This window comes from Flavobacterium movens, assembly GCF_039581425.1.
Taxonomy (GTDB): Bacteria; Bacteroidota; Bacteroidia; order Flavobacteriales; family Flavobacteriaceae; genus Flavobacterium; species Flavobacterium luteolum.
In genome coordinates this window covers 571,369-594,890 of record NZ_JBCPXY010000001.1, presented here as the reverse complement: position 1 = coordinate 594,890, position 23,522 = coordinate 571,369, and the positions used below count along the sequence as shown (strand labels likewise).

The following is a 23,522-nucleotide window of genomic DNA, read 5'->3' as shown; positions in this document are numbered from 1 at the left end:
TGTAGATGGGTTTCTTGTTTTGTACTCTTTTTTTAGCGTTAACCAAAAACGAAATCTCTAACCAATTCCAAGACTTGATTAATCTCTTCCTTAGAATTATAATTATGAATGCAAAAACGAACGCGTTCCTGACCCTCAGCAACAATTGGAGAACGAATAGACTGAACATCGAACCCTTTGTCCTGAAGTTGTTGCACCAGTTTTTTAAGCTTTTCATTTCCTGGAACAATCGCAGAATGTATTGAAGATTTACTATGAACAAACATTGGTTTTAATCCCAATAAATTTTTCTGCTGATTGAAAAATACGATATTCTGACGAAGATTTTCAATAGTCTCTTTTTCTATTTCTAATTGCTGATATGCCGTAAAAATTATTGCTACATCATGAGGAGGCAAAGCAGTTGTATATACAAAACTTCGAGCAAAATTGATTAGATAATCTTTAAGTTCAACACTTCCTAAAACTGCCGATCCTTGGCAACCTAAAGCCTTTCCAAAAGTTACAATTCGCGCAAAAATTTTGTCATGCAATTGTAAATACTGAGCCAGTCCTTCTCCTTTTTCTCCAAAAACACCTAAAGCGTGAGCTTCATCAACAATCAAATAACAATTGTATTTTCCTGACAGCTGTATCAATTCTTCTAAATTAGGACTATCACCGTCCATAGAGAAAACAGTTTCGGTAACGATGTAAATTGTAGAATCTGAAAATTTAAGAATATACTTTTCTAAATCTTCAAAATCGTTATGGATAAAATGATGCGATTTAGCACTAGACATCGCAATTCCATCTTTTATAGAAGCATGGCACAATTCATCATACAAAACAATGTCATTTTCTTGCGGTACAGCGCTAAAAAATCCCAAATTGGCATTGTATCCCGAATTGAAAATTAAGGCCGATTCTGCCTCATGAAATTGCGCTATAAAACTTTCGGCAATTTGATAAAGAGCATGATTCCCTGTAGTCAATCTTGAACCTGTAGCACCGTTTTGAAAAAACTCATTTTCTAATAGATAAGCATGTGCATGCTTGTAAATACTTTCAGATTTAGAAAATCCAATGTAATCACTCGAAGAAAAATCAATCAGATTATTAAACACAGGTAATTTTCTAAACTGATTGTTCTGCTTAAGAGTCTCTATTCTTCGATTAAGTTCTTCAGGAAGCTTCATAAATACAAAGTTAGACAATTCCTATTAGAATAAAATAAACAGCGGATTCTAGAGAACCCGCTGTCTGTATAAATTTAAATAGCGCTAATAAAAGGCGACTGTCTAACATAATGTGATTCCAACATTTCTTTTATAAGAAACTTCGAAATATCCAATGCTGTAATTGTATCTCCTAAACAATCTTCAAGATTTACAGAGATTTCATGACTATCATGAGAAAACACAATTAATGGAACACGAACCTGCGTCCAATCAACCTTACTGTCCATTAAAAGATCAAACGTAAACTGGCGATCTTTCTGGATCTCAGGAAAATTAGTTTTCATCCAGTCGGTTGCCATTAATGTCTTCGGGCCTTTTTTATCGAATGGAGTATCTATATTCAGTCCAGCAAGAAGAACATACCTCCTAATTCCATATGCATCCATAGCATCGAGAACATTCTTTGTTGCCTGACTCGCCACCATTGGTTCCCCTAGTCTCTGACCAATAGTACTAATTACAGCCTGACAATCTTTGAGTAGTAACTTTATAGATTCTTCATTAATTGCATCGCCTTTAATGATTTCTAACTTTGAATTTTGAATGGCAAAATTGTCTGGATTTCTTAATAGAAGTTTTACACTAAACCCGTTTTCTAATAACTGGTTTACAAGATATTTTCCTGTTCTTCCGCCACCGCCAAGAACAGCAACTTTTGATATATTTTTCATATATATTCTTTATAAAATTTGACATAAAAAGTTATGCTCCACCATTAGATGAAACAAAGAGTAAAGGCATCCTAAGCCTTTACAGTTGATCAATATTTTATAAAGAGATTTTGATGGTTCAAAAATAATAAAATAAAAAAAGCCAGACAATACTATCTGGCTTTCAATTTATTATACCTTTTCCTTTTCTATCCATTTAAAATTTCCTTTTTCGGTAGCATCAAGCAAATCAATATTAAGCTTGTTGGAAAGATTAAGAGAAAATTGAAACGCTGATTCTTTATCTTCAAAACTGTACATTTTGTAATGCTTATTTTTAACATACCAAAGATTTGTCCCAAACTCACCATATCTATCTTCAAAAAAAGAAACATATTCAAATTCGGTTACTTTCAATTTCACATCGTATGAAAATGGACCAATAATATATCTTGAAATTAAAGTATTGGTCTGCAAATTTATTAGCATGTTTTTAGTTGCAGAAAATTTAAATCCGTAAACTAAACAGTATGTACCAAACACAAGAAATGTTGCAAACGCTCTGATCGCTATCTTAACCGAAACTTCAATAAATGCAAAATAGACAAACAAAACAATCATATAAATAAAAGCTCCAAAAAACACTGAAGCCAATAACAGCTCATACCAAGCTCTTTTTCCAGTAAAAATAGAAATTTCGTTTTCTCTCATAAATCAAAAATAAAAAAAGCCAGACAATACTGTCTGGCTTTTCAGTTTATTTTTGAAATTGTTTTAGTCAACTAATACAATTATCTTATTGTTTTTCATTTCGATTGTTCCTGACTTAATCTCTAAAGTATAAGTTTGATCATTAACTCTCGTAAACTTATCAGCAGCCTCTTTAGAAAAACTGAAGCTTGGAGCTGCAATTTTAATTGTTCCTTCTTCTAAAATAGAAACAATTGGGGCGTGATGATTTAAAATCTGAAAACTACCATTAACTCCTGGCAAAGTAACAGATGTTACCTCTCCTGAAAATAATTTCGCTTCTGGTGATACTATTTCTAAAATCATATTTTTTTTAGTTAATAGTTGATGGTTGATGGTTGATGGTTGCTTTCTAACAACTGACAACTAACAACTAACAACCAATATTATTACGCTTCAGCTAACATTTTCTCTCCAGCTTCGATTGCATCTTGAATAGAACCTTTCAAGTTGAAAGCAGCCTCTGGAAGGTGATCTAACTCACCATCGATGATCATGTTGAAACCTTTGATAGTATCTTTAATATCAACTAATACACCTGGAATACCTGTAAATTGCTCTGCTACGTGGAATGGCTGAGACAAGAAACGTTGTACACGACGTGCTCTAGATACTGCAAGTTTATCATCTTCTGATAACTCTTCCATACCTAAGATAGCGATGATATCCTGTAATTGTTTGTATTTTTGAAGAATCTCTTTTACTCTTTGTGCACAGTTGTAGTGCTCATCTCCTAAGATGTGTGGAGTTAAGATTCTAGAAGTAGAATCTAACGGATCTACCGCAGGATAGATACCTAACTCAGCAATTTTACGAGACAATACAGTTGTAGCATCTAAGTGCGCGAAAGTTGTAGCTGGCGCAGGGTCAGTTAAGTCATCCGCAGGAACGTAAACCGCTTGTACAGATGTAATAGATCCTTTGTTTGTAGATGTAATACGCTCTTGCATAGCACCCATCTCTGTTGCCAAAGTTGGTTGGTAACCTACTGCAGATGGCATACGACCTAAAAGTGCCGATACCTCAGAACCTGCTTGAGTAAAACGGAAGATATTATCAACGAAGAATAATACATCTTTTCCTTGGTCAGATCCAGCTCCATCACGGAAATACTCAGCGATAGATAATCCTGAAAGTGCCACACGTGCACGAGCTCCAGGTGGCTCATTCATTTGTCCGAAAACGAAAGTAGCTTTAGACTCTCTCATTCCTGGCACATCTACTTTAGATAAATCCCATCCTCCATTTTCCATAGAGTGCATGAAATCATCACCGTATTTAATAATTCCTGACTCTAACATCTCACGAAGTAAGTCATTTCCTTCACGTGTTCTTTCACCTACTCCAGCGAATACAGAAAGTCCACCGTGACCTTTTGCGATATTGTTGATCAACTCCTGAATCAATACTGTTTTACCAACACCAGCACCACCAAACAATCCAATTTTACCTCCTTTTGCGTAAGGCTCGATCAAATCGATTACTTTAATACCTGTGAATAAAACTTCAGATGAAGTTGACAAATCTTCAAATTTTGGTGCAGGTCTGTGAATTGGCAGACCATTTTCTCCAGTTTTTGGCAAATCACCTAAACCGTCAATTGCATCTCCAACAACATTAAATAAACGTCCATATACGTCTGGACCGATTGGCATTTGGATTGGATTTCCAGTTCCAACTACTTCATATCCTCTGCTTAAACCATCTGTTGAATCCATAGAAATGGTACGAACAGTGTTTTCACCAATATGAGATTGTACTTCTAGAACTAAAATAGTTCCATCTTTTTTAGTGACTTCTAGTGAATCATAAATTTTTGGAAGTTCAACATCTTTACCGTTGAAAACTACGTCTACTACTGGTCCAATGATTTGAGCAACTTTTCCTATTACTTTTGACATTACTTATGTATTTATTAAATAGCTATTTAGGTTTATCGAAAATACCTCTTTTTTCAGAGCGCAAAGATAATTTTTTAAAATATAAAATCAATTTTTTTTTCATAAAAAATAGCATCATTTTGTTTGATTCATAAAACTTGCCCAAAAAACAACAAAAACAGCATTTTTTTAATAAAAGAAAAAAGCCGCTTCATTAATATAAATGAGCGGCTTTTTGAAATTGAAAATAGCTATATGATTATAATTTTGAAGGAAACAAAACTGGATAATTACCAATATCTACCCCTTTTAAATTTGAACCATATTTAGCATTTATAGCTTGAATAAATTTATTCGCAATAAAAGCGTATCCTCTTGGCGAAGGGTGGACTCCATCTAAAGAAAACATTCCTCCTGTAACAAATGTCGCTTTCAATGTAAAATTATTCATTGTAATACCACTTGACTTGTTTAAATCGTCCATAATTGCTTTTGCATCAACAATTGCCAAACCATTTGCCTCTGCAGCCGCATTGATCACTGTATTATAAGCATTAGTCGCTACTTCTATTTCTGCCACTTCAGAAGGAAGCAGAACATATCTGTCAGGCAAAGGAAAAGTAACCCCTAATTGAGACAATGAAGGAGAAGGAGAAGCAACTCCGTCAAGTGCAACACTTGGAACCTTTCCGATTCTTGAAGAAGCTCCTAAAACAATTAAGTCTGTCGGAAGCGCTTGTCTAGCTCGTCCAAAAATTTGCCCCATTACTGTAGCAGTAGTAGCATCTAACCCTCCACCCATCAAAACAGCTTTCAAATTTGCCGAAAGATCTGGTAACGTTTCATCTACAATCAACAGAGGATTTTTCCCTGTTGTAGACAAAAGTTTAATTCTGCTTCCCTGCCCCAGAAAAGCAAGAGCATTACTCAAAGGCCCATACAATTGAGCATTTAAAGTATTAACCAGACTAACTCCATTAGAACTTAAATTAGCCTGGGTTAACTGATTATATGCTATCACATGAAAATGAGGAAGAGTTGTAATATTTGGAAGATTCGCAATAACTCCTTTTCTTCCGCCAGCAACCAATTGAGCAACCAAACCTTTGTAAGCCGCCTCAAAAGTTGCAGGAGGCGTTAAAGGATTCACCGTTGGATCTCCTCCAGCAGTTGCATAACCTAGTTCATCATTTCCTCCAATCCATAAAGAAAAGAAAGTCGGATTCTGACTTAAAGCATCTGCCAAAACTGTAGTTGTAGCGCTCGATGCAAAGCGAGCAAAATAAGGATTTGCTGTTCCAGCCGCGACACCTGCCGCACTACCATAACCAGGAGCTAACAAATGAAAACTTTTAGCACCCGGAACTCCTAAATTATTAAAAGTCCCAGATAAATGTGCCGTAACTTCTGTTGTTGGCACTCCCTCAATAGGATCTACTGTCGATTCTGGATGGGTTGGCGTTACAGTCGTATTAAAATACAAACGCTGACCAGCAATAACATTTCCGCCTAACAACAAACCTCCTATATTATCATTTGCAAAAGGCGTTTTAAAATCACCTCCTCCTACTAAAGCAAATTGCTGTGCCAAAATATTAGGATAAGCTCCTTCTTGACCCTTAATAAACAAAGCATTATCACTAAATCCCGCAGCAAAAGAATCTCCTAAAGCAACGTATTTAGAAAAATCAGCACTTCCAGCAGTCAAAGCTTTACCATCAGACGACTCTACAACCGGAGCTACATCGTCATCACTATTACAAGCCATAAAGGTTAACGAAACCAATAAAAGCCACTTGAATTTTTGTACCATAATTTATATTTTTTATAATTACCTGCTTCCAAATTTGACATTCAGAAACATAAATAATGAATTTGACTAAGAGTTAACAATCAATTATGGATTAATAGTCCAAGAAGCAAAATACTGCTGCCCGATTAATCCAGCCCCAATTACTTGATAGTATTCTTTACCGCCAATATTAGCAGCACCTAATTTTACTACCGATTTCAATTTTGGAATTCCATAATTAACCTGAGCATCAATTACAGTCGCAGATTTAATTATACCATCAGCAAAACCAGCTTGCCATAAATATTCACTATTCCATCTTCCGCTAACATTAAATCCAAAATTCTTAAACAACTTATCATTTCCAATTGACATTTTCACTCTATGTTTTGGCGTATTAAAGCCAGGCTCAAAACTTGGATCTTTTGCTTGATCAAAATCAAACTGAGCATAGTTATAATTTACTCCTAGCTCAAAGTCAGAAATAATTTTTCTAGAAAGCCCAACTCCAAATCCTAACGAATTTATTTCTACGTCTGAATTTGTATACAATTGATATGTTCTATATTCACCATTCTGAAGCGCTCTAATTGACTGAACACCTGGATCAGAAGTTCCTGCAGCAATATTAGGATTATCCTGCGCAGTCCCGTAGAAAGGAGAAACTACATTTAAATTACCAATAAAGTCGTTGTAAATATTATAGTATCCATTAATATCAATTGATGTTCCTTCAAAAACAGAACGATACCCCAACTCAAAAGCTTTTACTTGTTCAGGTTTTACATAATTAGCTCTAGATTTTTTTAATAAAGCCGCCGCCGCAACTGGATCACTTCCTGCCATTGCAGAAAATGCAGTTACAGAACTTGCTATGTATGAGTTTCCATAAGCATCATTACCATTCATAACCTTTGTAGGGCTCCCTGTATATGACTGACCTTCTGCACTAAGATTAAAAGTTTCATTAAATCTTGTTAAGTTATCAGGAGCAGAACCAAGTAATACTGCATTTCCAATATTAAATCCTATATATTGATCTTGAGTTGTAGGGTTTCTAAAACCTGTTTGGAAAGATCCTCTGAAATTGTGATTTCTTTTTTCACCAGCCGAATACACAAGAGACAAACGTGGAGAATAATTACCATCGAAATTTTTAGACTTATCGTAACGAAGAGATCCCGTGAACTTCAATCTATCATCTAAAAATTTCTTCATCAATTGTGCATACGCACCATATTCATTATAATTTATCTGACTATCAGCATCCGTATAGATTCTTCCATGAGAATTTAACTCATACGCTCTAAAAGAACCTCCAACCTGAATTTCGGCAAATTTTATTATGTCTCTAAAATTATAATTTGCATCTGAGTGATACATTTTCGAATTATCGACCAATCTTGATCCAGTTAAAACGTCTGGATCACTTATTACTTGACTAAATGCATTTTTAAACTCTGGCGTACCAGGTAAAAAACGACCTGTATCAGCAGTAGATCTTGCAGCTGCGTGAGCCTGCTCTGGTGTCATACCTGCTAAAGTCCCTTGAATAAACGCTCCTGCGTATTGACCAAACCAAGTATTATCATCTTTCCATTTTCTGTTTATATTGATACCTGTAAAAATCATATCGTAAGATTGACCTCCATCTTCTCCAGTCATATATCCTCTGACAAAAAAGTTCTTCCCTTTAAACTCTAACTTATGCTGCTGCATAAAAAAGTTATTTAAGTAATACCTGTTAGCACCTTGATAAACTGCATTTCCTGTACCAAATTTACTCTGCCAGATAATCTCTAATCTTTCATCTCCAAAAGGTCTTCCGTGCAAAGAAAAATCAATCTTTGTATTTGCCGCTTTGTTATCTGTTAAATCAATTTCATTATATCCTGTTCTACTAACCATAGAATTCGGTAAAAGATTAGATGCGCCTACCGGAATCAACCCCATTGCTTCTAATTTCTGACCAACACCTTTAATATTTGTAGCTGCCTCATCTCCATAAACGTTTATACCGTCATAACTTGGATTTGCTCTATCAATACCACTTCTTGTTTTATCATCATAATTTGTAGCATACCAATCTGTAGCCTGCATATAAGTAAAGTTTGCTTTGGCCGCAAAATATTTATTAAATGCATGAGCGAATCGAATACCAAAATCATAAAAACTATTTGTACCCGCCGCTTCTTGTGAAGTCGCACCATATTTAAAGTAAGTCGAAATACCTTGATTCGTAAACGGACTTTTACTAGTCATAAACAAAATTCCATTAAAAGCGTTAGCTCCGTACAATGCAGACGAAGCTCCTGGAAGCAATTCCACACTTTGAACATCGATTTCTGAAACCCCAATCATGTTCCCTAAAACAAAATTCAATAACGGAGAAGCATTATCCATTCCATCTACCAACTGCATAAAACGAGTATTTGCAACCGTAGCAAACCCTCTAGTGTTGATCGACTTGAACGACATACTACTCGTATTCATCTGCACCTCCTTCATGTTTTCCAAACCATCATAAAAAGAAGGAGAAGCCGTTCTTTTAATTTCTTGAACCCCCATTCTTTCAATAGTCACAGGAGACTCTAAAACTCTTTCAGGCGTTCTTGATGCCGAAACTACAATTTCATCTAGCTTTGTTTCTTCACCTTTTAAAATCACATTTATTTTTTGATTTGCCGCTGTTACACTTACCGTTTTAGATTCAAATCCTACCGCAGAAACCTTTACAGAAAAAGGCAGTTTAGCAGTGGTAGTCAATTTAAACGATCCGTCAAAATCAGTAGAAGCACCGGTGTTTTCTCCTACAACAACAACATTGGCACCAGGAACAGATTGCTTGTTACTATCTGTAACCGAACCTGTAATTGTATTCTGCGCAAAAGATATTCCGCTGAATAACAACATAATTAGCAAGTAGACTCTCATTAGGGTTAGTTTTTTTTGTTAGTATATATAGCCAAAATACACAAATATTTTAATATGCATAAAAAAACGTTAAATAAAATTGATATTTATCATGATTTTGCATAATATTTTAACTATTTACTAATTCATTTTATTAAAATAAAAACAAAGAAAACGTAAACAAAAATCAATTTACTATGCATACATATAAATTTTTATCAAAAAACTGAAAAATTCATAAAAATACATAGGCTCAAAAAAATTTTTGACAATAAAAAAAAGCGAGACCTAAATCTCGCTTTTTTAACATATTTATATTTTATTTTATTTTGACTCTACTTTTTCCAACCTTCTATTTAACTCTATAATCTTCTTATTCTGCTCTATTATATATAAGGTCATTTCTTCTATTTTTTGAAGTAGTTTCGCATTCATTTCTCCTAGCTTTATTCCATTCTGTAATACCTCATTTTCATTTGGAATATTTTCTAGATGCCCATTTTCAACAATATGTTTTTCAACTTCTTCAAGAGTTGGTAAATTATACTCTTTTTTAAAAACAAAATCTGACCAATTATCCATGTCTACTTTCACTTCTTGTGAGTGGATAGTGCCGTTGACATCCAGTTTGTTTTGCGGGCTTGTTGTACCAATTCCAACATTTCCATTACTCGATACTGTCAATTTTGGACTTTTATAATCCCCTTTACTAACAATCCAGGAATTAGTATGTAAAGCACCAAAATACCAATTATCAGTTCCATCTTTAAGCTTAGTTTCTATTCCAGAAATAAATCCACCCTCATCTGTATCTCTTTGCAAAATTAACCTCGGAGAATAACTACGAATTGTTACATCTCCATTTGCTGGATATTGATTAGATTGAGAAAAGAGAAAATTTGTGAAAAACACAAAAATACCAAGCTTAATAATTATTCTATTTTTCTTCATTTTTTTCTATTAAATGTTTTAAACTTTGATTCATTTCCATTATGCCACACGAAAGGATTCGTGCAGGAGCGGGCGGTATATTGCAGACATTTTCATTTTTCTATTTTTATTTTTTCTAATTGTCTTACTAACTCCCTAAACTTTTTATTAGAATCCATTTTCCTAAACTCATCTCTATCTATTTCTATTTTTTTAATTACTGAATCATGCCAGCCATAATCATTAAAATTCATATTATTTTAATTATTCATTTAAAAAATATAATTTTTGCTAAAACAAACCTTCTCCTTCTAATTTGATTTTAGTTTCTATTATTTTTTTCTTTAACTCATCTATATCAGAAAAGGCCTTTGAATCCATCATATGGTCTTCCTCGTATTGAGAAAATCTACTTGTAACTTCATTGAGTTCAGAAAAAAATATTTTTTCATTATTTGTAAAGGCATTAACATTAATTTCTAAATCATATGAGTAATAAAATTCATTACAAAAAGTTGACTCATCAATCTCATTCAATAAATATTTATTAATTAACCAATACAATCTCCTTTTGTCATTTTTTTTGTACATATTTAGTTTTATTATTTTTTTGTATAATATTTAAAATGCCATATCGAATTTGTTGCTTCATCGTATAGAACTTCAAGGTTATATACTTTACCATTTCTCCACATTTCTGCAGTATGCATTAATGCTCTTGACCCTCTTGGATCAACTACTCCCTTTGAACTCTTAATAGCTTGTTCTAAAATTTGAACCGGAACAACTCTTGCCGGCTCTGTCATATGTATACCGGCAGCTCTTCCAAAATTAAAAAGTTCATTTCCACTTTTAACAAATCTGATTTCAGACAAAGCACTTTTCGCTTCAGCAGCACCCATTATACTACTATAAACATCAACCAATCCCATTACTGCCTGATCTGTAGAAGTAGCAGAACCATCTAAATTACGCATACTTGAGTCTCCTACACCCCTACCCATAAAATATTGTCCGGTGGTATTTATTCCGTTAGCGATAGTGTAGATAAATCTTTCTCCTGGCTTACCTTGAGACAAATATGTCCAATTAAAACCTAAGCTACTATGTTGAGTAGGCATTTGAATGTTTGCATACCTACTTTTATTAGACGGAGGGCCATGCTGTTTATGACGCCCAAAAATGTTATTTAGACTTATTTTGTCTTTTCTCCATCTATCCCAATTCTTCAAATTGAAATTTTTGTTAAGCCATCTGTCTATTCCATAATCTTTTCCAAATTGTTCAATATCCCAAGAAGTTCCTGTTTGGTCTCCCGGTCCAATACCTATTCCACAGCCTTTACAGTCTCCACCTTGAGATGCATTACCGCTTGGATCAATATATAACAATGGGTTATTATACACATACCCATACTGGTTGTAATTTTGAGTATTGGTTATATCTTGTATATAATTGTCTGTTTGTAAGAATCTGTGCAACATTGGGTCGTACAAACGGGCATTCATATTAATTAATCCTACACTTTGCAGATGTTCATGACCTGTATAACCGCGGTCTAAAACTGTTAATCCCGCAAGCGCAGTTCCTGCTCCATTTTCCACTTTAATAATAGCCCCCCAAGCATCAAACAAACGTTTTTCTACCACATTGGCATTGGCATCTGTAACAGCCAAAATAGTCCCCTGATAATCGCGATGTAAATATAAATAATCTGCAGTAGTAACCCCATTACTTTTTAGCGCTACTGGTGCAGTATAGCCATCGCCTCCTATGTAAGTAATAAATTCGGCAGTACCTGTTTTTATATTCTCTTCGATTTCCATGGTGCCATCTGCGGCATAATGTTTACGTAGAGGTCTTAGCTCTTCCTCTTCCATGCTTCCGTAGTACATGGTACTGCGCTGGTTATTCTCATTATAAGTAAAACTTATTTTATCTATAGTGCTTTCTGTAATTTGGAGCGGGCTTTTAAAAGCGTTGTAGGTAACATCTAATTTCCTCTCTGTACTTTGTGCGCCATCTTTAAAACTGCCTTCTCTATTGGCATAATAAGCATACGCTTCTGGCGTAAGAGCAATAGACGTATTTTGATACGGTTTTGTTGAAGTTCCGTATTCATAAGTTCCTAAAGAGTTGTTTTTTATTTTACCAGAAGACTCATAATTTTGTGTTTCCTGAGTTCCTAATGTATTGGTAAATTCCACAAGTCGGTCCAATTCATCATACTTAAACTTCTCGGTATAATTATTAAATATACTATTGGTACGATTCTCTAAATTATCTGTTTTAAAATCGAATTTTGTATCCAATGTCAAGACATTACCTTGATTGTTTGCCTTATCGTATTTAATTTTTTCTATATAACCATTCGTATCATACTCGTTGGTATTTATTATGCCATTTCCTAAAACACTTTCTTTAATTTGTCCTTTTGCGCTTAATGTATTGGTTTGCCAAAGCAGTTTTTTGGTATTATTGTCAACAATCTGATACAATACTCCATTTTTATATTCTCTCTTTATGACTACTATACTTCTTTTAGAACCTAATTGTGCTTCTTTGGTTTCGGTGCTTATTCTTCCTAACTCGTCATAAGAAAATGCAGTTGTAAACTTTGTAACTCCTGTTTTGTCCTCTTCTATTTTTAGAAGCCTTTTAAAAACATCGTCGTAAGTATAGGTTGTGATAATCTTATTGGTTCCTGTTGGCTGTTTTTTATCTGTAAAAGTAGTTTTAAAAAGCAGTTTGGTCGACGAATTATATTCGTAAACTGTTTCGGTATCTGTTCCAGAACCCGTAACTGTTTTTTTGATTGGCTTGCCATTTTCGTCACGAGTTATCGTGGTCACGACTTCTCCGTTTTTACTGGTTTCTACTTCCAGCTCTCCAAAATCATTGTTTTTATACGTATATACACCCGCTGATGGATCTGTTACTTTTGTTTTGCGTCCCCAGCCGTCTTGTTCAATGTTTATTTTTACTCCGTTATAATCGGTCTGTTTTAGATTTCCGTTTGCATAATAATCATATTTAATTGTTCCGCCAGTTGTTTCTGTAGTCGAGATTAGATTTCCAATAGCATTTTTGGTAAAGCTTTTTGTTTTATTTCCGTCAATAAGTGTTGATGTCAATCCATTGTACAAAGCTGTAATTGTTCTTGAAGTAAATGACTTGCTTTGTTCTGGTCTGCTGTAAATATCAAATTTAGTTTCGTTCCATTGAGACGCATTCGATCCAAAATAAGGCTCGCTTGTTTTATAATTTCTATCGAAAATATCATACATAAAAGATACAGACGAAAAATTGCCATTTAAGTCTTTTTGAGATGTTTTAATTTTTCTACCCAAATCATCAAATGTTTCTTCTACTGCGCTTCCGTCCAATGCGTCTGCAGTAACAGAGATAATTGTATTTTCTGCATTTCTAGTATACTTATAGCTTATTGTTTTATTTAATTTATCATCTTTTGCTGTCAATCTTTTAAACCATGAATCGTAAGTATAAGACGTAGTAAGATTAAACGGGTTGGTTTCAGATTTTAAGGTTCCATTAGGATTGTATTCAAATTGTGTTGAAAGCTTTTCTGAGTCCATAATTTTTGTCAAAAATCTGCCTGAAACATCATAACTATAAGTTGTTTCTCTAGGTGTCACGCCAACAACTGTTATTTTTTTATTTACAATATTTCCGAAACTGTCATAATTGTTATTCTCTGTAATATAATTGGTATTGGTTCCTTTTCTTTTAACTTGGCTAAGAAGTCCGCTGGCATTATAATCATATATTTCTTCTGAGCTCATTGTACTTCCTGTAATTGAGACACTTTCAGATTTATTTGATGGTCGTCCAATTATGTAAGGCGATGATGCTGTATTATTGTAGTAGGCAACATTTGAGACAGTTGTCTGCACTGTTGAAGCGCCTTCCTTTATAATAGCAGTAGATTTTACTGGATTATTGTATGCATCATATTCTGTATTTTCTTCACTATTGGTATTAGTAAGAGTATTAAATTGTTTTGTACTTGTATTAGTCAATTTAAAAACCTTATTGCTCAAAAGACTTTTTTCATAAGCCAAGACTGATTTTGTTATATAATCTGTAGGCGTATTTGGAGAATCATTGGCTACTGGATTTATTTTTGCAGAAAATGTACTTCCTGCTTTTATCACTGTTTTTGGCTTTAATATAATACTTTCTGTAGCAACTAAATTATCAGACGTGGTTACATTGTAATCTTCACTTTGGCCTTTTATAATTATATTAGATGTTTTAGCGCCAATTTTCTCTATCAATGGCTCTCTAAATCCCTGAGCATAATAATTCTCAACATTTGCTCCTCTTAAATCCATATCGTTTTTCACAATATTTGAGAACATTGGGTTATTATCATTATACCAATCTGTTTGTGTTACTGAACGAAACCCCATAAATCCAAGTCCTTCTACATTTGATACAGCGCCATAATAAGTAAATAATTTCTTTTTATAATTATCCTTACTCTGTTGTTCCAGTTTTGAAACCACGTAAAGGTTAGGATCAATAAGAATATCCAAATTGGGGTAAACGGCAATTTCTTTACTAGGCTTATAAATTGGCGTATTTTGATACGTATTTGCAAACTGTGTATTTAATGGAACATAACTAAGTGATTCTTGAACTCCATTACCATCTGTTATATTGGTTATTAAATTTTGTTTTTTATAATCATATCCAGAATTAAAAAAATGTATTCTATTTTGATTGAAAAAAGCGATTTCAAGTGTTGAATTAACTTTATTCCTTATTTGGTTTGACACATTTAACGATTGAGGCAAATATACAGGCAGTGCATAGATATTAATATCTGCTTTTGGCCCAGTACTATTTACGTTTGGCTTATTTACAAAATCACCATTTGTATTTCCAAAACACTGTATAGTAACATATCCTTGTGCATTTTCAGTAAAATTCAATACTTTTACTAAGTCTGTTCTGCCATCATTATTGTAGTCTGTCGCGATGTAATTATAAGTATAAGACGAGTTGTTAGAACTAAAATCTACTGAATATGCTTTTTCTTCCTTTATAAAAGTGCTTCCTGTTGAAGTATATTTCCACCATTGCCCCTTATTATAAATTCTTGGAAATAAAATATCCGATTTTCCATCTCCGTTAAAATCTCCAATTAATATTGGATAATCAGTAGAAAAAGGATTATTCATCGAAGAATACAACACAATAAGTTTATTGTTTGCATCTAGTGAATAAACAGACAAATATCCATTGTTAAATATATATATATCAGACTTTCCATCTCCATTAAAATCACCAATTTCTATTTTAGTTTTACTTGACACAACTATATTGCCTGCAAGTTTCATGAAATCTGCAGCATTATCTCTCTTTAAATCAATAAAGTAAGTCTTTGTCGATGTATAATCTCCATCATGGCAGGGTCTTTCATAATCACATTCTTCTTTTGAAATGTGAGGCATATCAATAACGAGAATATCTGTTAAACCATCTCCATTAAAATCTCCAGAAAGTATTCTTTTCGGAAAAACTGCACCTATTCCATTTAATGTATAACAATTAGAATCACAATAAGTATAATTACCTGATTTTGGAAAACTAACAGTCCTATCGTATTGCTTTTTGACATTAGGGATTCCTAAATATTGAACCATACTATATACTGAAAAAGTATAATCAGTACCATTTTTTTTAGCAACAACCCAACCTTGAGGTAAAACTTTATTTTCTTCACTTAAAAATGTAGCAGGAAAAATATCTTCAAAAGCACCAACCTTATGTTCTAAGCCCATGTTAAATCCTGATTCAATTCCTGCGTATAACCAATACTTTGTTTTAGCTTCTGCTCCCAAAGTTGGATAAACCAAACAATCCATTTTGCCATCAGCATCAAAATCTCCAGAGACTGCTGCAACATTTAAAGATTTTAAATTTCCAATATCAACTTTAGCGTTTATATCTAAATATTTAATTTCCTCAGAAACCATATTATAATCAAAAAGGGTCGGATTATAACTTTTTGTAGCATCACCACTAGTTTCTGTAATTTTATTAATCCGATCAACGTTTAAATAATCTAAGCTATAATTTCTAAAACCTATTCCATTTGTAAAGACTTTGATTGCTTTAAGTCTTTTACTTCTTATTATATTTTTTCCTCCAACATAAATATTATCAGGGACTCCTCTATCCTCATAAACAAATTTTACTTCATTAGGCTGAGAATTATTTCCAAGGGCTCCAAACTTGATTGAATCAATATATAAAGTATTATTTAGCAATATGTAACTATAATTAACACGAACTCCTTGAGCATTTTCAAAATATAAAATAGACCATTCCATAATTGATCTAGAATCTGTCGAATTGCCATAATAAGCTTTTGATCCATCTGGATACTCAACTAAAAAATAGGCTGGACCATAATTTGAACCATAAGGAGAAACTCCATAGGACGTTATTTTTAAGTTTGAAAAATATTCGGTCTCATAAATCGTCCTATCAGCTCCATAAACTCCATTTGTTCCATTTTTCACTATTAACCTTTGCCCATCAAGCGCGAATCTGTCTAATGCATTAAAATCGACAGGATCAATAACTCCATCATGAAATTTAGTTGATGGAATTCGTGTTATAGATGAAATTCCCGACATATCCCAGCCTCTAGCTATATTTCCATTAAGTCCATTTTGACTGTTATAAGTAATACTTACAGAAGGCTCAATACCATTAATTCCTTGTGGAACTTTTATAGGAACTGTATAATTTGCATTACCATTTAACGAAATAAATAATTCACCTTCCAAAATACCAGTTTCAGCAGAACTACCTGTTAGGGAATTCGAAGCAGTAAGCAAATTAGATGATGTTGCTTTAGTAGTAATTGCATTAGTACTTTCTTCTGAGCTACTTACTCTTTTAATTACCGTGGTTTCATTAATAACATTCTCCGAATCAGTTTGTCCAAAACCAAATAACCCAACAAATAAAAACAATAAGCTGATATAAAACTTCTTCATTATGAACTACTTTTTAATGATTTTAATAGATTTTTCTCCTCCATCTCTATAAGAAAGCAAGACCAGATAAACCCCAGTAGGGTATTGCTGAAAAGGAATGCTTAAATTATTAGTATTGGAATTGGGCTGAAAAACTCGCAATACTTGTCCTGCCATCGAATAAACATGTACAGAAGCAACATAATTATCATGTGCCAATTCCCACTGTAAATACAGTTCTTCTCTTACAGGGTTTGGGTAATAGGAAATAAAATCTTCGGGAGAGAATTTTTGTAAATCATTTTCAGTTAAAGCTTCTGGTTCTACAATATCTTTTACAGATTTAGCCGAACAATTGATACATAATGTTCTCGTAATTTGATTTCCTGCTTGATCGTAACTGAAGTTGAGTTTAGTTTGAGCTATTGAAAAAAAGGAGCAATTAAGAAAAATAAGGAGTAGAATTTTTTGCACGGCATATAAAAATTTAAAATATTTCTTACAAACATATAAAATAATTATATTCTTACAAATTTTATCTTAATTTTAACTTTTGGGCACAAAAAAAGCGAGACTTAAGTCTCGCTTTTCTAAGCTATTTTGTATTTAATACAATTTTTATTCTACAGTAACCGACTTCGCTAAGTTACGAGGCTGATCAACATTACAACCTCTCATTACAGCTATGTAGTAAGAAAGCAACTGCAACGGAATTGTGGTAACTAATGGCGATAATGCATCTGAAGTTTCTGGAATTTCGATTACATAATCTGCCAATTCGCGAACCTGAATATCTCCTTTTGTAACTACAGCAATAATTTTACCGCTTCTAGATTTAATTTCCTGAATGTTACTTACAATTTTATCATAATGTCCTTGTTTTGGAGCAATCACAATAACTGGCATAAACTCATCAATTAAAGCGATTGGACCGTGCTTCATTTCGGCAGCAGGATAACCTTCTGCATGGATATACGAAATCTCTTTTAATTTCAATGCCCCTTCTAAAGCAACTGGAAAATTGTATCCTCTACCTAAATAAAGACAGTTTGGCGAATCTTTAAATGCAGCCGCAATTTCTTTTGCTTTATCATTAGTCTCTAATGCTTCAGCAACCTTCTCAGGAATAATTTCTAACTCTTGAAGATAAGTATGGAAATCTGTATTTGACAATGTTCCTTTTGCTTTTCCTAAACGTAAAGCAATCATCGTTAAAACTGTAATTTGAGTAGTAAATGCTTTTGTAGAAGCTACTCCAATTTCAGGTCCGGCATGTGTATAAGCACCCGCATGACTTTCTCTAGAAATAGAAGACCCCACTACGTTACAAACTCCAAATACAAATGCCCCGTTTTCTTTAGCCAATTTAATAGCCGCCATAGTATCTGCCGTTTCACCAGATTGTGAAATAGCAATTACTACGTCATCTTTATTGATAATTGGATTTCTATATCTAAATTCAGAAGCATATTCTACCTCTACAGGAATACGTGTAAATTCTTCAAAGATATATTCTGCCACTAAACCTGCATGCCATGAAGTTCCGCAAGCTACGATCAGAATACGTTTTGCATTTAAGAATTTCTCCAAGTTGTCTTCAACACCAGCCATCTGAACAATTCCTTCATTTGCATGAAGCCTTCCTCTATAAGTATCTTTAATAACACTTGGCTGCTCGTAGATTTCTTTAAGCATGAAGTGATCATACCCTCCTTTTTCAATCTGCTCCAAATTCATTTGAAGTTCTTGAATATAAGGATCCACTAAAGAGTCATCTTGGATTTTTCTAATTTTAATAGGCTTATGCAATCTGATATTTGCCATTTCGCCATCTTCTAAATAAACTGCATTAGAAGTATATTCAATAAATGGAGAAGCATCAGAAGCAACAAAATACTCTCCTTCTCCAACTCCAATTGCCAACGGACTTCCTAATCTAGCCGCAACAAGTTCGTTTGGATTTTTTTTATCAAAAACAGCAATTGCATACGCACCAACAACTTGGTTTAATGCAACTTGAACAGCTTTACCTAATTTAAGATTTTCGTTCTTTTGAACTTCTTCGATTAAATTAACTAAAACCTCAGTATCTGTATCCGATTTAAAAGTATAGCCTCTTTTGATAAGCTCCTCTTTCAAAGGCGCATAATTCTCTATAATTCCGTTATGAATGATCGCTAAATCTCCAGAATTAGAAAGATGAGGATGCGAATTCACATCATTAGGAACCCCATGAGTTGCCCAGCGTGTGTGTCCAATTCCAATATTTCCGTTTGTTGTAAAACCTTCATTGGCTTTAGCTTCAAGATCAGAAACTTTACCTTTTGTTTTGCAAACTTTAATGCCCGCCTCTTCGTCATACAACATAACGCCGGCACTATCATATCCTCTGTACTCAAGACGCTTTAATCCTTTTATTACAATAGGATAGGCATCTCGATGACCGATATATCCAACAATTCCACACATATATATTTATTAATTTGGTTTCGTGTAGTATACTTCGAGTTTCAATCTTTTATCTTCTGGAACAGAAGTTTTTCCGCCATATAAGATTGTACCCAAAGGATTCATAACTGAAGTTCTCGGCGCTGCAGAAAAATATTCAATTGGATTATCTTTAATCTGAATCTTGTTCTTTAACGCATTAAACGTAAGTGTAGTAGCACTCTGAGAAACAACCAGTCCTAAATCAACATTTTTAGCCGTTGCATCCTTAATCAGATTACGGATATGGCCTGTGATTCTAATTTTATAACTCTTCCCTCTTTTATCAGACCCTACAGTAATCAACCCTCCATAAGTCGAAGAAGCATCTGTCGAATAATCTAATAAAATGGTATTATTTGTCAAATCGTATAAAAATATTCTATTTGGCTCTTCTGTTCCTGCCATTTTATCAGCATCAATAGTAAATACCAGATTAGCTTCATTAACCTTCCAATTCTTAACTACAGCATTGCTTCTTATTTCATCTAACTGATCCGGAACGCCATTTGCTCCGGTTACTGGCTCCCCTTTAGAATTATAACTCAACACATCAGTCGGATTAAAAAGTCTTAAAACCGCTACTGAACCCTGACCTCCTTTTAAATAAAGTTTTTCGTCTCCATCCGTTTTATTAACGTTTGTTGTAATAGCGCTTGTATAATCTGGATTTCGAACATCTTCAAGAAAACTGGCAGTATTTGATGTTGTTGTGCTAGCACCCTTCAAATTCAAAACAATTGTTTTATTCTCCGTAGCATCACCATCTGTTGTAGATTCTGTTTTAGCCTTGTAATAAACGGTAATTTTACCTTCATTAAAATTTATCAAAGCCATATTGCTTGGATTAGCTCCAGACTTTTCTACATTAAAATACAAACCTCTAAAATATTCTTGAAAAAGATCCTCTGCCGAAAGTTTTGAAGCAGTGGCATTCAATATCTTATCTTGAAAAAACTGCTTATTAAGATCCAATGTCATTTGAGGTTTTTTCCTATCCGTTGTAACCGCCTTAGTAGTAGGATCAGTGGTTTTGATTACAATTTCTTTAGCATCAAAAAAGAACTCATCATTTTGCAAAGTATTCTCTTTATCATTTAACCTTGTCCCAATTTTTTTATTAAAAAATTCAGTGTTTTGATCTGTATAATAAAATTGAGGCAACTGATTACCGCTATTAAAATAGCTATATCTCATCTGAATTCCAGACTCATATATACTTAATTTAAATTTCCCATTTTTATCACCGTAAATAGAATCTAACTCATAAGTGTTATTCCCTTCTTTATCGGTACTGAGAACATGGCTAAAGTAAGGAATCTCTATTTTAACACTATCAATAACTGGCGATTCACCAATTGTTGGAGAATATGACGCAAGCCCGATCTGAGTTACAAAATTTGCTGTTGTAGTTCCAAAAAGCGGATTATCAAAAATACCTAAAGCATTTGTCACCATATTATTTGACTGAATAGGCGTAACTTCTTGATTAAAAGCTAAAACATCATATTTTTCAGATTCAAGTCCAAAGTGGTCATCTCCAATCAAACCTTCACCAATAGCATTAAAATCTTTGTCACAAGAATATAGAAAAATAGCCATTACAGCCAAAAGAGATTTCTTAAAAAAAGAAGTTTTATACATGTCTAATAATAAAATTAAAATTTAAAGTCCAAATGTTCTGTAGAAATTTGTATAAGCATCAGCAAATCCATCTTTCCCGGCGAAAGGTAAAAAAGGTTTTCCTGAAGATTCTATAAATTTTGTTAAACTTGGAGAAACATTTTCCGACGCAATAATCACCCCATCAGAATGTAAAATACTGGCTTTTAAAACATTCTCATAATTTGGAGTTTCTAAATCTGACACAGCTTCATGAGGAACACCGTCAAATTTAACTTTATTGATCATCTCTAAATCTAAATTTTCATCAAACGACTGTCCGTAAACAGATGTAATAATTTTAGTTTCAGAAAACAGCGCTTCATGTTTATAGTAATGCTTCATATAAATTGGAAGCATTGCTGCAAGCCAACCATGAACATGTATAATATCTGGAACCCAGTTTAATTTTTTTACAGTCTCAACAACACCTTTTGCAAAGAAAATGGCCCTTTCGTCATTATCAGGATACAAAGCACCTTCTTCATCCGTAAAAGTTGCTTTACGTTTGAAGTATTCATCGTTATCGATAAAATAAACCTGGATTCTTTCTTTCGGAATAGAAGCTACTTTAATAATCAACGGCATGTCTAAGTCATTCACTACCAAATTCATTCCTGAAAGTCTAATCACTTCATGCAATTGGTGTCTTCTCTCATTGATATTCCCATATCTTGGCATGAAAATTCTTATCTGACCACCTTGATCGTTAATCATTTTCGGTACGTCATAAGACATTAAAGAAACCTCATTTTCAGCCAAATAAGGCACGACTTCAGATGATACGTATAATATCCTCTTATCTTTCATAATAGTATTTTACTTAATTTTGGTAATAAAAACGTCGCAAAATTACAAAAATTTATGCAGTTTATAACTAATATATTATGTTTGCACTAAATTTTAATAATACCTCAATGCATATTTTCTACAGTAAAGCAGCGTTGATAGCCTATCTTAAAACTATCAAAACCGCAAATTCAACTATCGGATTTGTACCGACAATGGGCGCTTTACACCAAGGACATTTGGCTTTAATGCAACGTTCGCTTAAAGAAAACAACGATACAGTTGTAAGCATTTTTGTCAATCCAACACAGTTTAACAACCCGGAAGATTTAGCAAAATATCCTAGGACACTAGAAGAAGATGTTAAGAAAATGCGTACATTAAGCGATAAAATTATTTTATACGCACCTTCTGTTGAAGATATTTATGAAGGCAATACCGTTTCGCAGCCTTTTGATTTTGACGGATTAGAAAACCAGATGGAAGGAAAATTCAGACCTGGGCATTTTAATGGTGTTGGAACAATTGTTAAAAGGCTATTCGAAATCGTGACTCCAACAAATGCTTACTTTGGAGAAAAAGATTTTCAGCAGCTTCAAATTGTCAAAAAATTAGTTGAAAAAACAGAATTGCCAGTAAATATTGTTGGATGTCCAATTTTTAGAGAAGAGAATCAGCTTGCAATGAGTTCTCGTAATGAACGTTTGACAGCAGAGGAAAGAAAAGATGCATCAATCATTTATAAAACTTTAACCGAGGCAAAAGAGATTTTTCAAAATCATAGTCCGCAGGAAACAATCGAATTTGTAGAAAATTCTTTCAAAGATAATAGAGAGTTCGAACTAGAGTATTTTGTTATTGCTGATGAATCAACACTTTTATCTATCGATAAGAAAGAGAATGACAAAAAATATCGAGCATTTATAGCGGTATTTGTTAATTCTATAAGACTGATTGACACCATTTCATTAAATTAATCTAACTTTGCATCATGCAAATTCAAGTTATAAAATCAAAAATTCATCGCGTTAAAGTAACGGGTGCCGATTTAAATTATATTGGCAGCATTACTATTGATGAAACTTTACTAGAGGCTTCAAATATTATTGAAGGCGAAAAAGTATCTATTGTTAACATTAATAATGGCGAACGTTTTGAAACTTACGCTATTAAAGGTGAGAAAAATTCAGGCGAAATCACTTTAAACGGTCCTGCTGCAAGAAAAGTTCAAAAAGATGATATCATCATTATCATTTCTTATGCAACCCTAGATTTTGAAGAAGCAAAAACCTTCAAACCTTGGATTATTTTCCCTAATGAAAATGACAATTCTTTAACCTAAGATTTTCTTTTTCTTACCGAATTTCCCTACTTTGTCAAAAGTCAATTTTGAACAAAAAAACTCTTCTTTGGCCTTAATCTAAAATGATTTT

17 protein-coding genes are annotated in these 23,522 nt (G+C 33.5%); 2 read left to right on the top strand and 15 right to left on the bottom strand.

Features of this window, described 5'->3' with window-relative positions:
- Positions 1–38: 38 nt before the first annotated feature.
- The 15 genes from AAYQ05_RS02580 to AAYQ05_RS02510 all read right to left on the bottom strand — a co-directional run bounded on the left by AAYQ05_RS02580 (position 39) and on the right by AAYQ05_RS02510 (position 22,110).
- The gene (locus AAYQ05_RS02580; RefSeq protein ID WP_343540940.1) at positions 39–1,178 is read right to left on the bottom strand and encodes an aminotransferase class I/II-fold pyridoxal phosphate-dependent enzyme; all 1,140 of its coding nucleotides are present in this window, start codon (positions 1,176–1,178) and stop codon (positions 39–41) included.
- Positions 1,179–1,252: 74 nt separating this feature from the next.
- Complete coding sequence (locus AAYQ05_RS02575) at positions 1,253–1,891, bottom strand: NAD(P)-dependent oxidoreductase (protein ID WP_343540938.1); 639 nt, start codon at positions 1,889–1,891, stop codon at positions 1,253–1,255.
- A 171-nt stretch (positions 1,892–2,062) separates the two neighbouring features.
- Complete coding sequence (locus AAYQ05_RS02570) at positions 2,063–2,581, bottom strand: hypothetical protein (protein WP_343540936.1); 519 nt, start codon at positions 2,579–2,581, stop codon at positions 2,063–2,065.
- Positions 2,582–2,644: 63 nt separating this feature from the next.
- Positions 2,645–2,926, bottom strand: a complete 282-nt coding sequence (locus AAYQ05_RS02565; RefSeq protein ID WP_177211684.1) for a FoF1 ATP synthase subunit delta/epsilon — start codon at positions 2,924–2,926, stop codon at positions 2,645–2,647.
- A gap of 83 nt (positions 2,927–3,009) precedes the next feature.
- Positions 3,010–4,521, bottom strand: a complete 1,512-nt coding sequence (gene atpD, locus AAYQ05_RS02560) for a F0F1 ATP synthase subunit beta (protein ID WP_343540934.1) — start codon at positions 4,519–4,521, stop codon at positions 3,010–3,012.
- A 238-nt stretch (positions 4,522–4,759) separates the two neighbouring features.
- Positions 4,760–6,313 (bottom strand): SGNH/GDSL hydrolase family protein, encoded by a 1,554-nt coding sequence (locus tag AAYQ05_RS02555; RefSeq protein WP_343540933.1) that lies wholly within the window; start codon positions 6,311–6,313, stop codon positions 4,760–4,762.
- Between the two features lie 84 nt (positions 6,314–6,397).
- Positions 6,398–9,226: a TonB-dependent receptor domain-containing protein gene (locus tag AAYQ05_RS02550; RefSeq protein WP_343540931.1), complete on the bottom strand. Its 2,829-nt coding sequence runs from the start codon at positions 9,224–9,226 to the stop codon at positions 6,398–6,400.
- Positions 9,227–9,529: 303 nt separating this feature from the next.
- Positions 9,530–10,156 (bottom strand): hypothetical protein, encoded by a 627-nt coding sequence (locus AAYQ05_RS02545; protein WP_343540929.1) that lies wholly within the window; start codon positions 10,154–10,156, stop codon positions 9,530–9,532.
- Between the two features lie 92 nt (positions 10,157–10,248).
- Complete coding sequence (locus AAYQ05_RS02540) at positions 10,249–10,389, bottom strand: hypothetical protein (protein ID WP_343540927.1); 141 nt, start codon at positions 10,387–10,389, stop codon at positions 10,249–10,251.
- Between the two features lie 37 nt (positions 10,390–10,426).
- Entirely contained in the window at positions 10,427–10,726 is a 300-nt protein-coding gene (locus AAYQ05_RS02535; RefSeq protein ID WP_343540926.1) for a hypothetical protein, read from the bottom strand.
- A gap of 11 nt (positions 10,727–10,737) precedes the next feature.
- Positions 10,738–17,172 (bottom strand): RHS repeat-associated core domain-containing protein, encoded by a 6,435-nt coding sequence (locus AAYQ05_RS02530; protein ID WP_343540925.1) that lies wholly within the window; start codon positions 17,170–17,172, stop codon positions 10,738–10,740.
- A 6-nt stretch (positions 17,173–17,178) separates the two neighbouring features.
- Positions 17,179–17,625 carry a T9SS type A sorting domain-containing protein gene (locus AAYQ05_RS02525; RefSeq protein WP_343540924.1) on the bottom strand — a complete coding sequence of 149 codons (447 nt, stop codon included), beginning with the start codon at positions 17,623–17,625 and terminating at the stop codon, positions 17,179–17,181.
- Positions 17,626–17,769: 144 nt separating this feature from the next.
- Positions 17,770–19,620 carry a glutamine--fructose-6-phosphate transaminase (isomerizing) gene (glmS, locus tag AAYQ05_RS02520; RefSeq protein WP_343540922.1) on the bottom strand — a complete coding sequence of 617 codons (1,851 nt, stop codon included), beginning with the start codon at positions 19,618–19,620 and terminating at the stop codon, positions 17,770–17,772.
- Between the two features lie 9 nt (positions 19,621–19,629).
- Positions 19,630–21,282 (bottom strand): BamH family beta-barrel-assembly machinery protein, encoded by a 1,653-nt coding sequence (bamH, locus tag AAYQ05_RS02515; protein WP_343540921.1) that lies wholly within the window; start codon positions 21,280–21,282, stop codon positions 19,630–19,632.
- A 21-nt stretch (positions 21,283–21,303) separates the two neighbouring features.
- A complete protein-coding gene (locus tag AAYQ05_RS02510) occupies positions 21,304–22,110 on the bottom strand; it encodes a glycogen/starch synthase (RefSeq protein WP_008465476.1) in 807 nt (268 codons plus the stop codon).
- Positions 22,111–22,187: 77 nt separating this feature from the next.
- On the opposite strand from AAYQ05_RS02510, the gene panC reads away from it, so the two are divergent.
- On the top strand, positions 22,188–23,066 hold the full coding sequence (gene panC, locus AAYQ05_RS02505; protein ID WP_343540919.1) for a pantoate--beta-alanine ligase: 879 nt from the start codon (positions 22,188–22,190) through the stop codon (positions 23,064–23,066).
- A gap of 14 nt (positions 23,067–23,080) precedes the next feature.
- Positions 23,081–23,431, top strand: coding sequence for an aspartate 1-decarboxylase (panD, locus tag AAYQ05_RS02500; protein ID WP_008465481.1), 351 nt, complete (start codon positions 23,081–23,083; stop codon positions 23,429–23,431).
- The last annotated feature ends 91 nt before the right edge of the window (positions 23,432–23,522 follow it).

Coding starts and splice junctions, on each gene's coding strand:
- AAYQ05_RS02580 (WP_343540940.1), bottom strand. CDS start 1,178: ATGAAGCTTCCTGAAGAACTTAATCGAAGAATAGAGACTCTTAAGCAG.
- AAYQ05_RS02575 (WP_343540938.1), bottom strand. CDS start 1,891: ATGAAAAATATATCAAAAGTTGCTGTTCTTGGCGGTGGCGGAAGAACA.
- AAYQ05_RS02570 (WP_343540936.1), bottom strand. CDS start 2,581: ATGAGAGAAAACGAAATTTCTATTTTTACTGGAAAAAGAGCTTGGTAT.
- AAYQ05_RS02565 (WP_177211684.1), bottom strand. CDS start 2,926: ATGATTTTAGAAATAGTATCACCAGAAGCGAAATTATTTTCAGGAGAG.
- atpD (WP_343540934.1), bottom strand. CDS start 4,521: ATGTCAAAAGTAATAGGAAAAGTTGCTCAAATCATTGGACCAGTAGTA.
- AAYQ05_RS02555 (WP_343540933.1), bottom strand. CDS start 6,313: ATGGTACAAAAATTCAAGTGGCTTTTATTGGTTTCGTTAACCTTTATG.
- AAYQ05_RS02550 (WP_343540931.1), bottom strand. CDS start 9,226: ATGAGAGTCTACTTGCTAATTATGTTGTTATTCAGCGGAATATCTTTT.
- AAYQ05_RS02545 (WP_343540929.1), bottom strand. CDS start 10,156: ATGAAGAAAAATAGAATAATTATTAAGCTTGGTATTTTTGTGTTTTTC.
- AAYQ05_RS02540 (WP_343540927.1), bottom strand. CDS start 10,389: ATGAATTTTAATGATTATGGCTGGCATGATTCAGTAATTAAAAAAATA.
- AAYQ05_RS02535 (WP_343540926.1), bottom strand. CDS start 10,726: ATGTACAAAAAAAATGACAAAAGGAGATTGTATTGGTTAATTAATAAA.
- AAYQ05_RS02530 (WP_343540925.1), bottom strand. CDS start 17,172: ATGAAGAAGTTTTATATCAGCTTATTGTTTTTATTTGTTGGGTTATTT.
- glmS (WP_343540922.1), bottom strand. CDS start 19,620: ATGTGTGGAATTGTTGGATATATCGGTCATCGAGATGCCTATCCTATT.
- bamH (WP_343540921.1), bottom strand. CDS start 21,282: ATGTATAAAACTTCTTTTTTTAAGAAATCTCTTTTGGCTGTAATGGCT.
- AAYQ05_RS02510 (WP_008465476.1), bottom strand. CDS start 22,110: ATGAAAGATAAGAGGATATTATACGTATCATCTGAAGTCGTGCCTTAT.
- panC (WP_343540919.1), top strand. CDS start 22,188: ATGTTTGCACTAAATTTTAATAATACCTCAATGCATATTTTCTACAGT.
- panD (WP_008465481.1), top strand. CDS start 23,081: ATGCAAATTCAAGTTATAAAATCAAAAATTCATCGCGTTAAAGTAACG.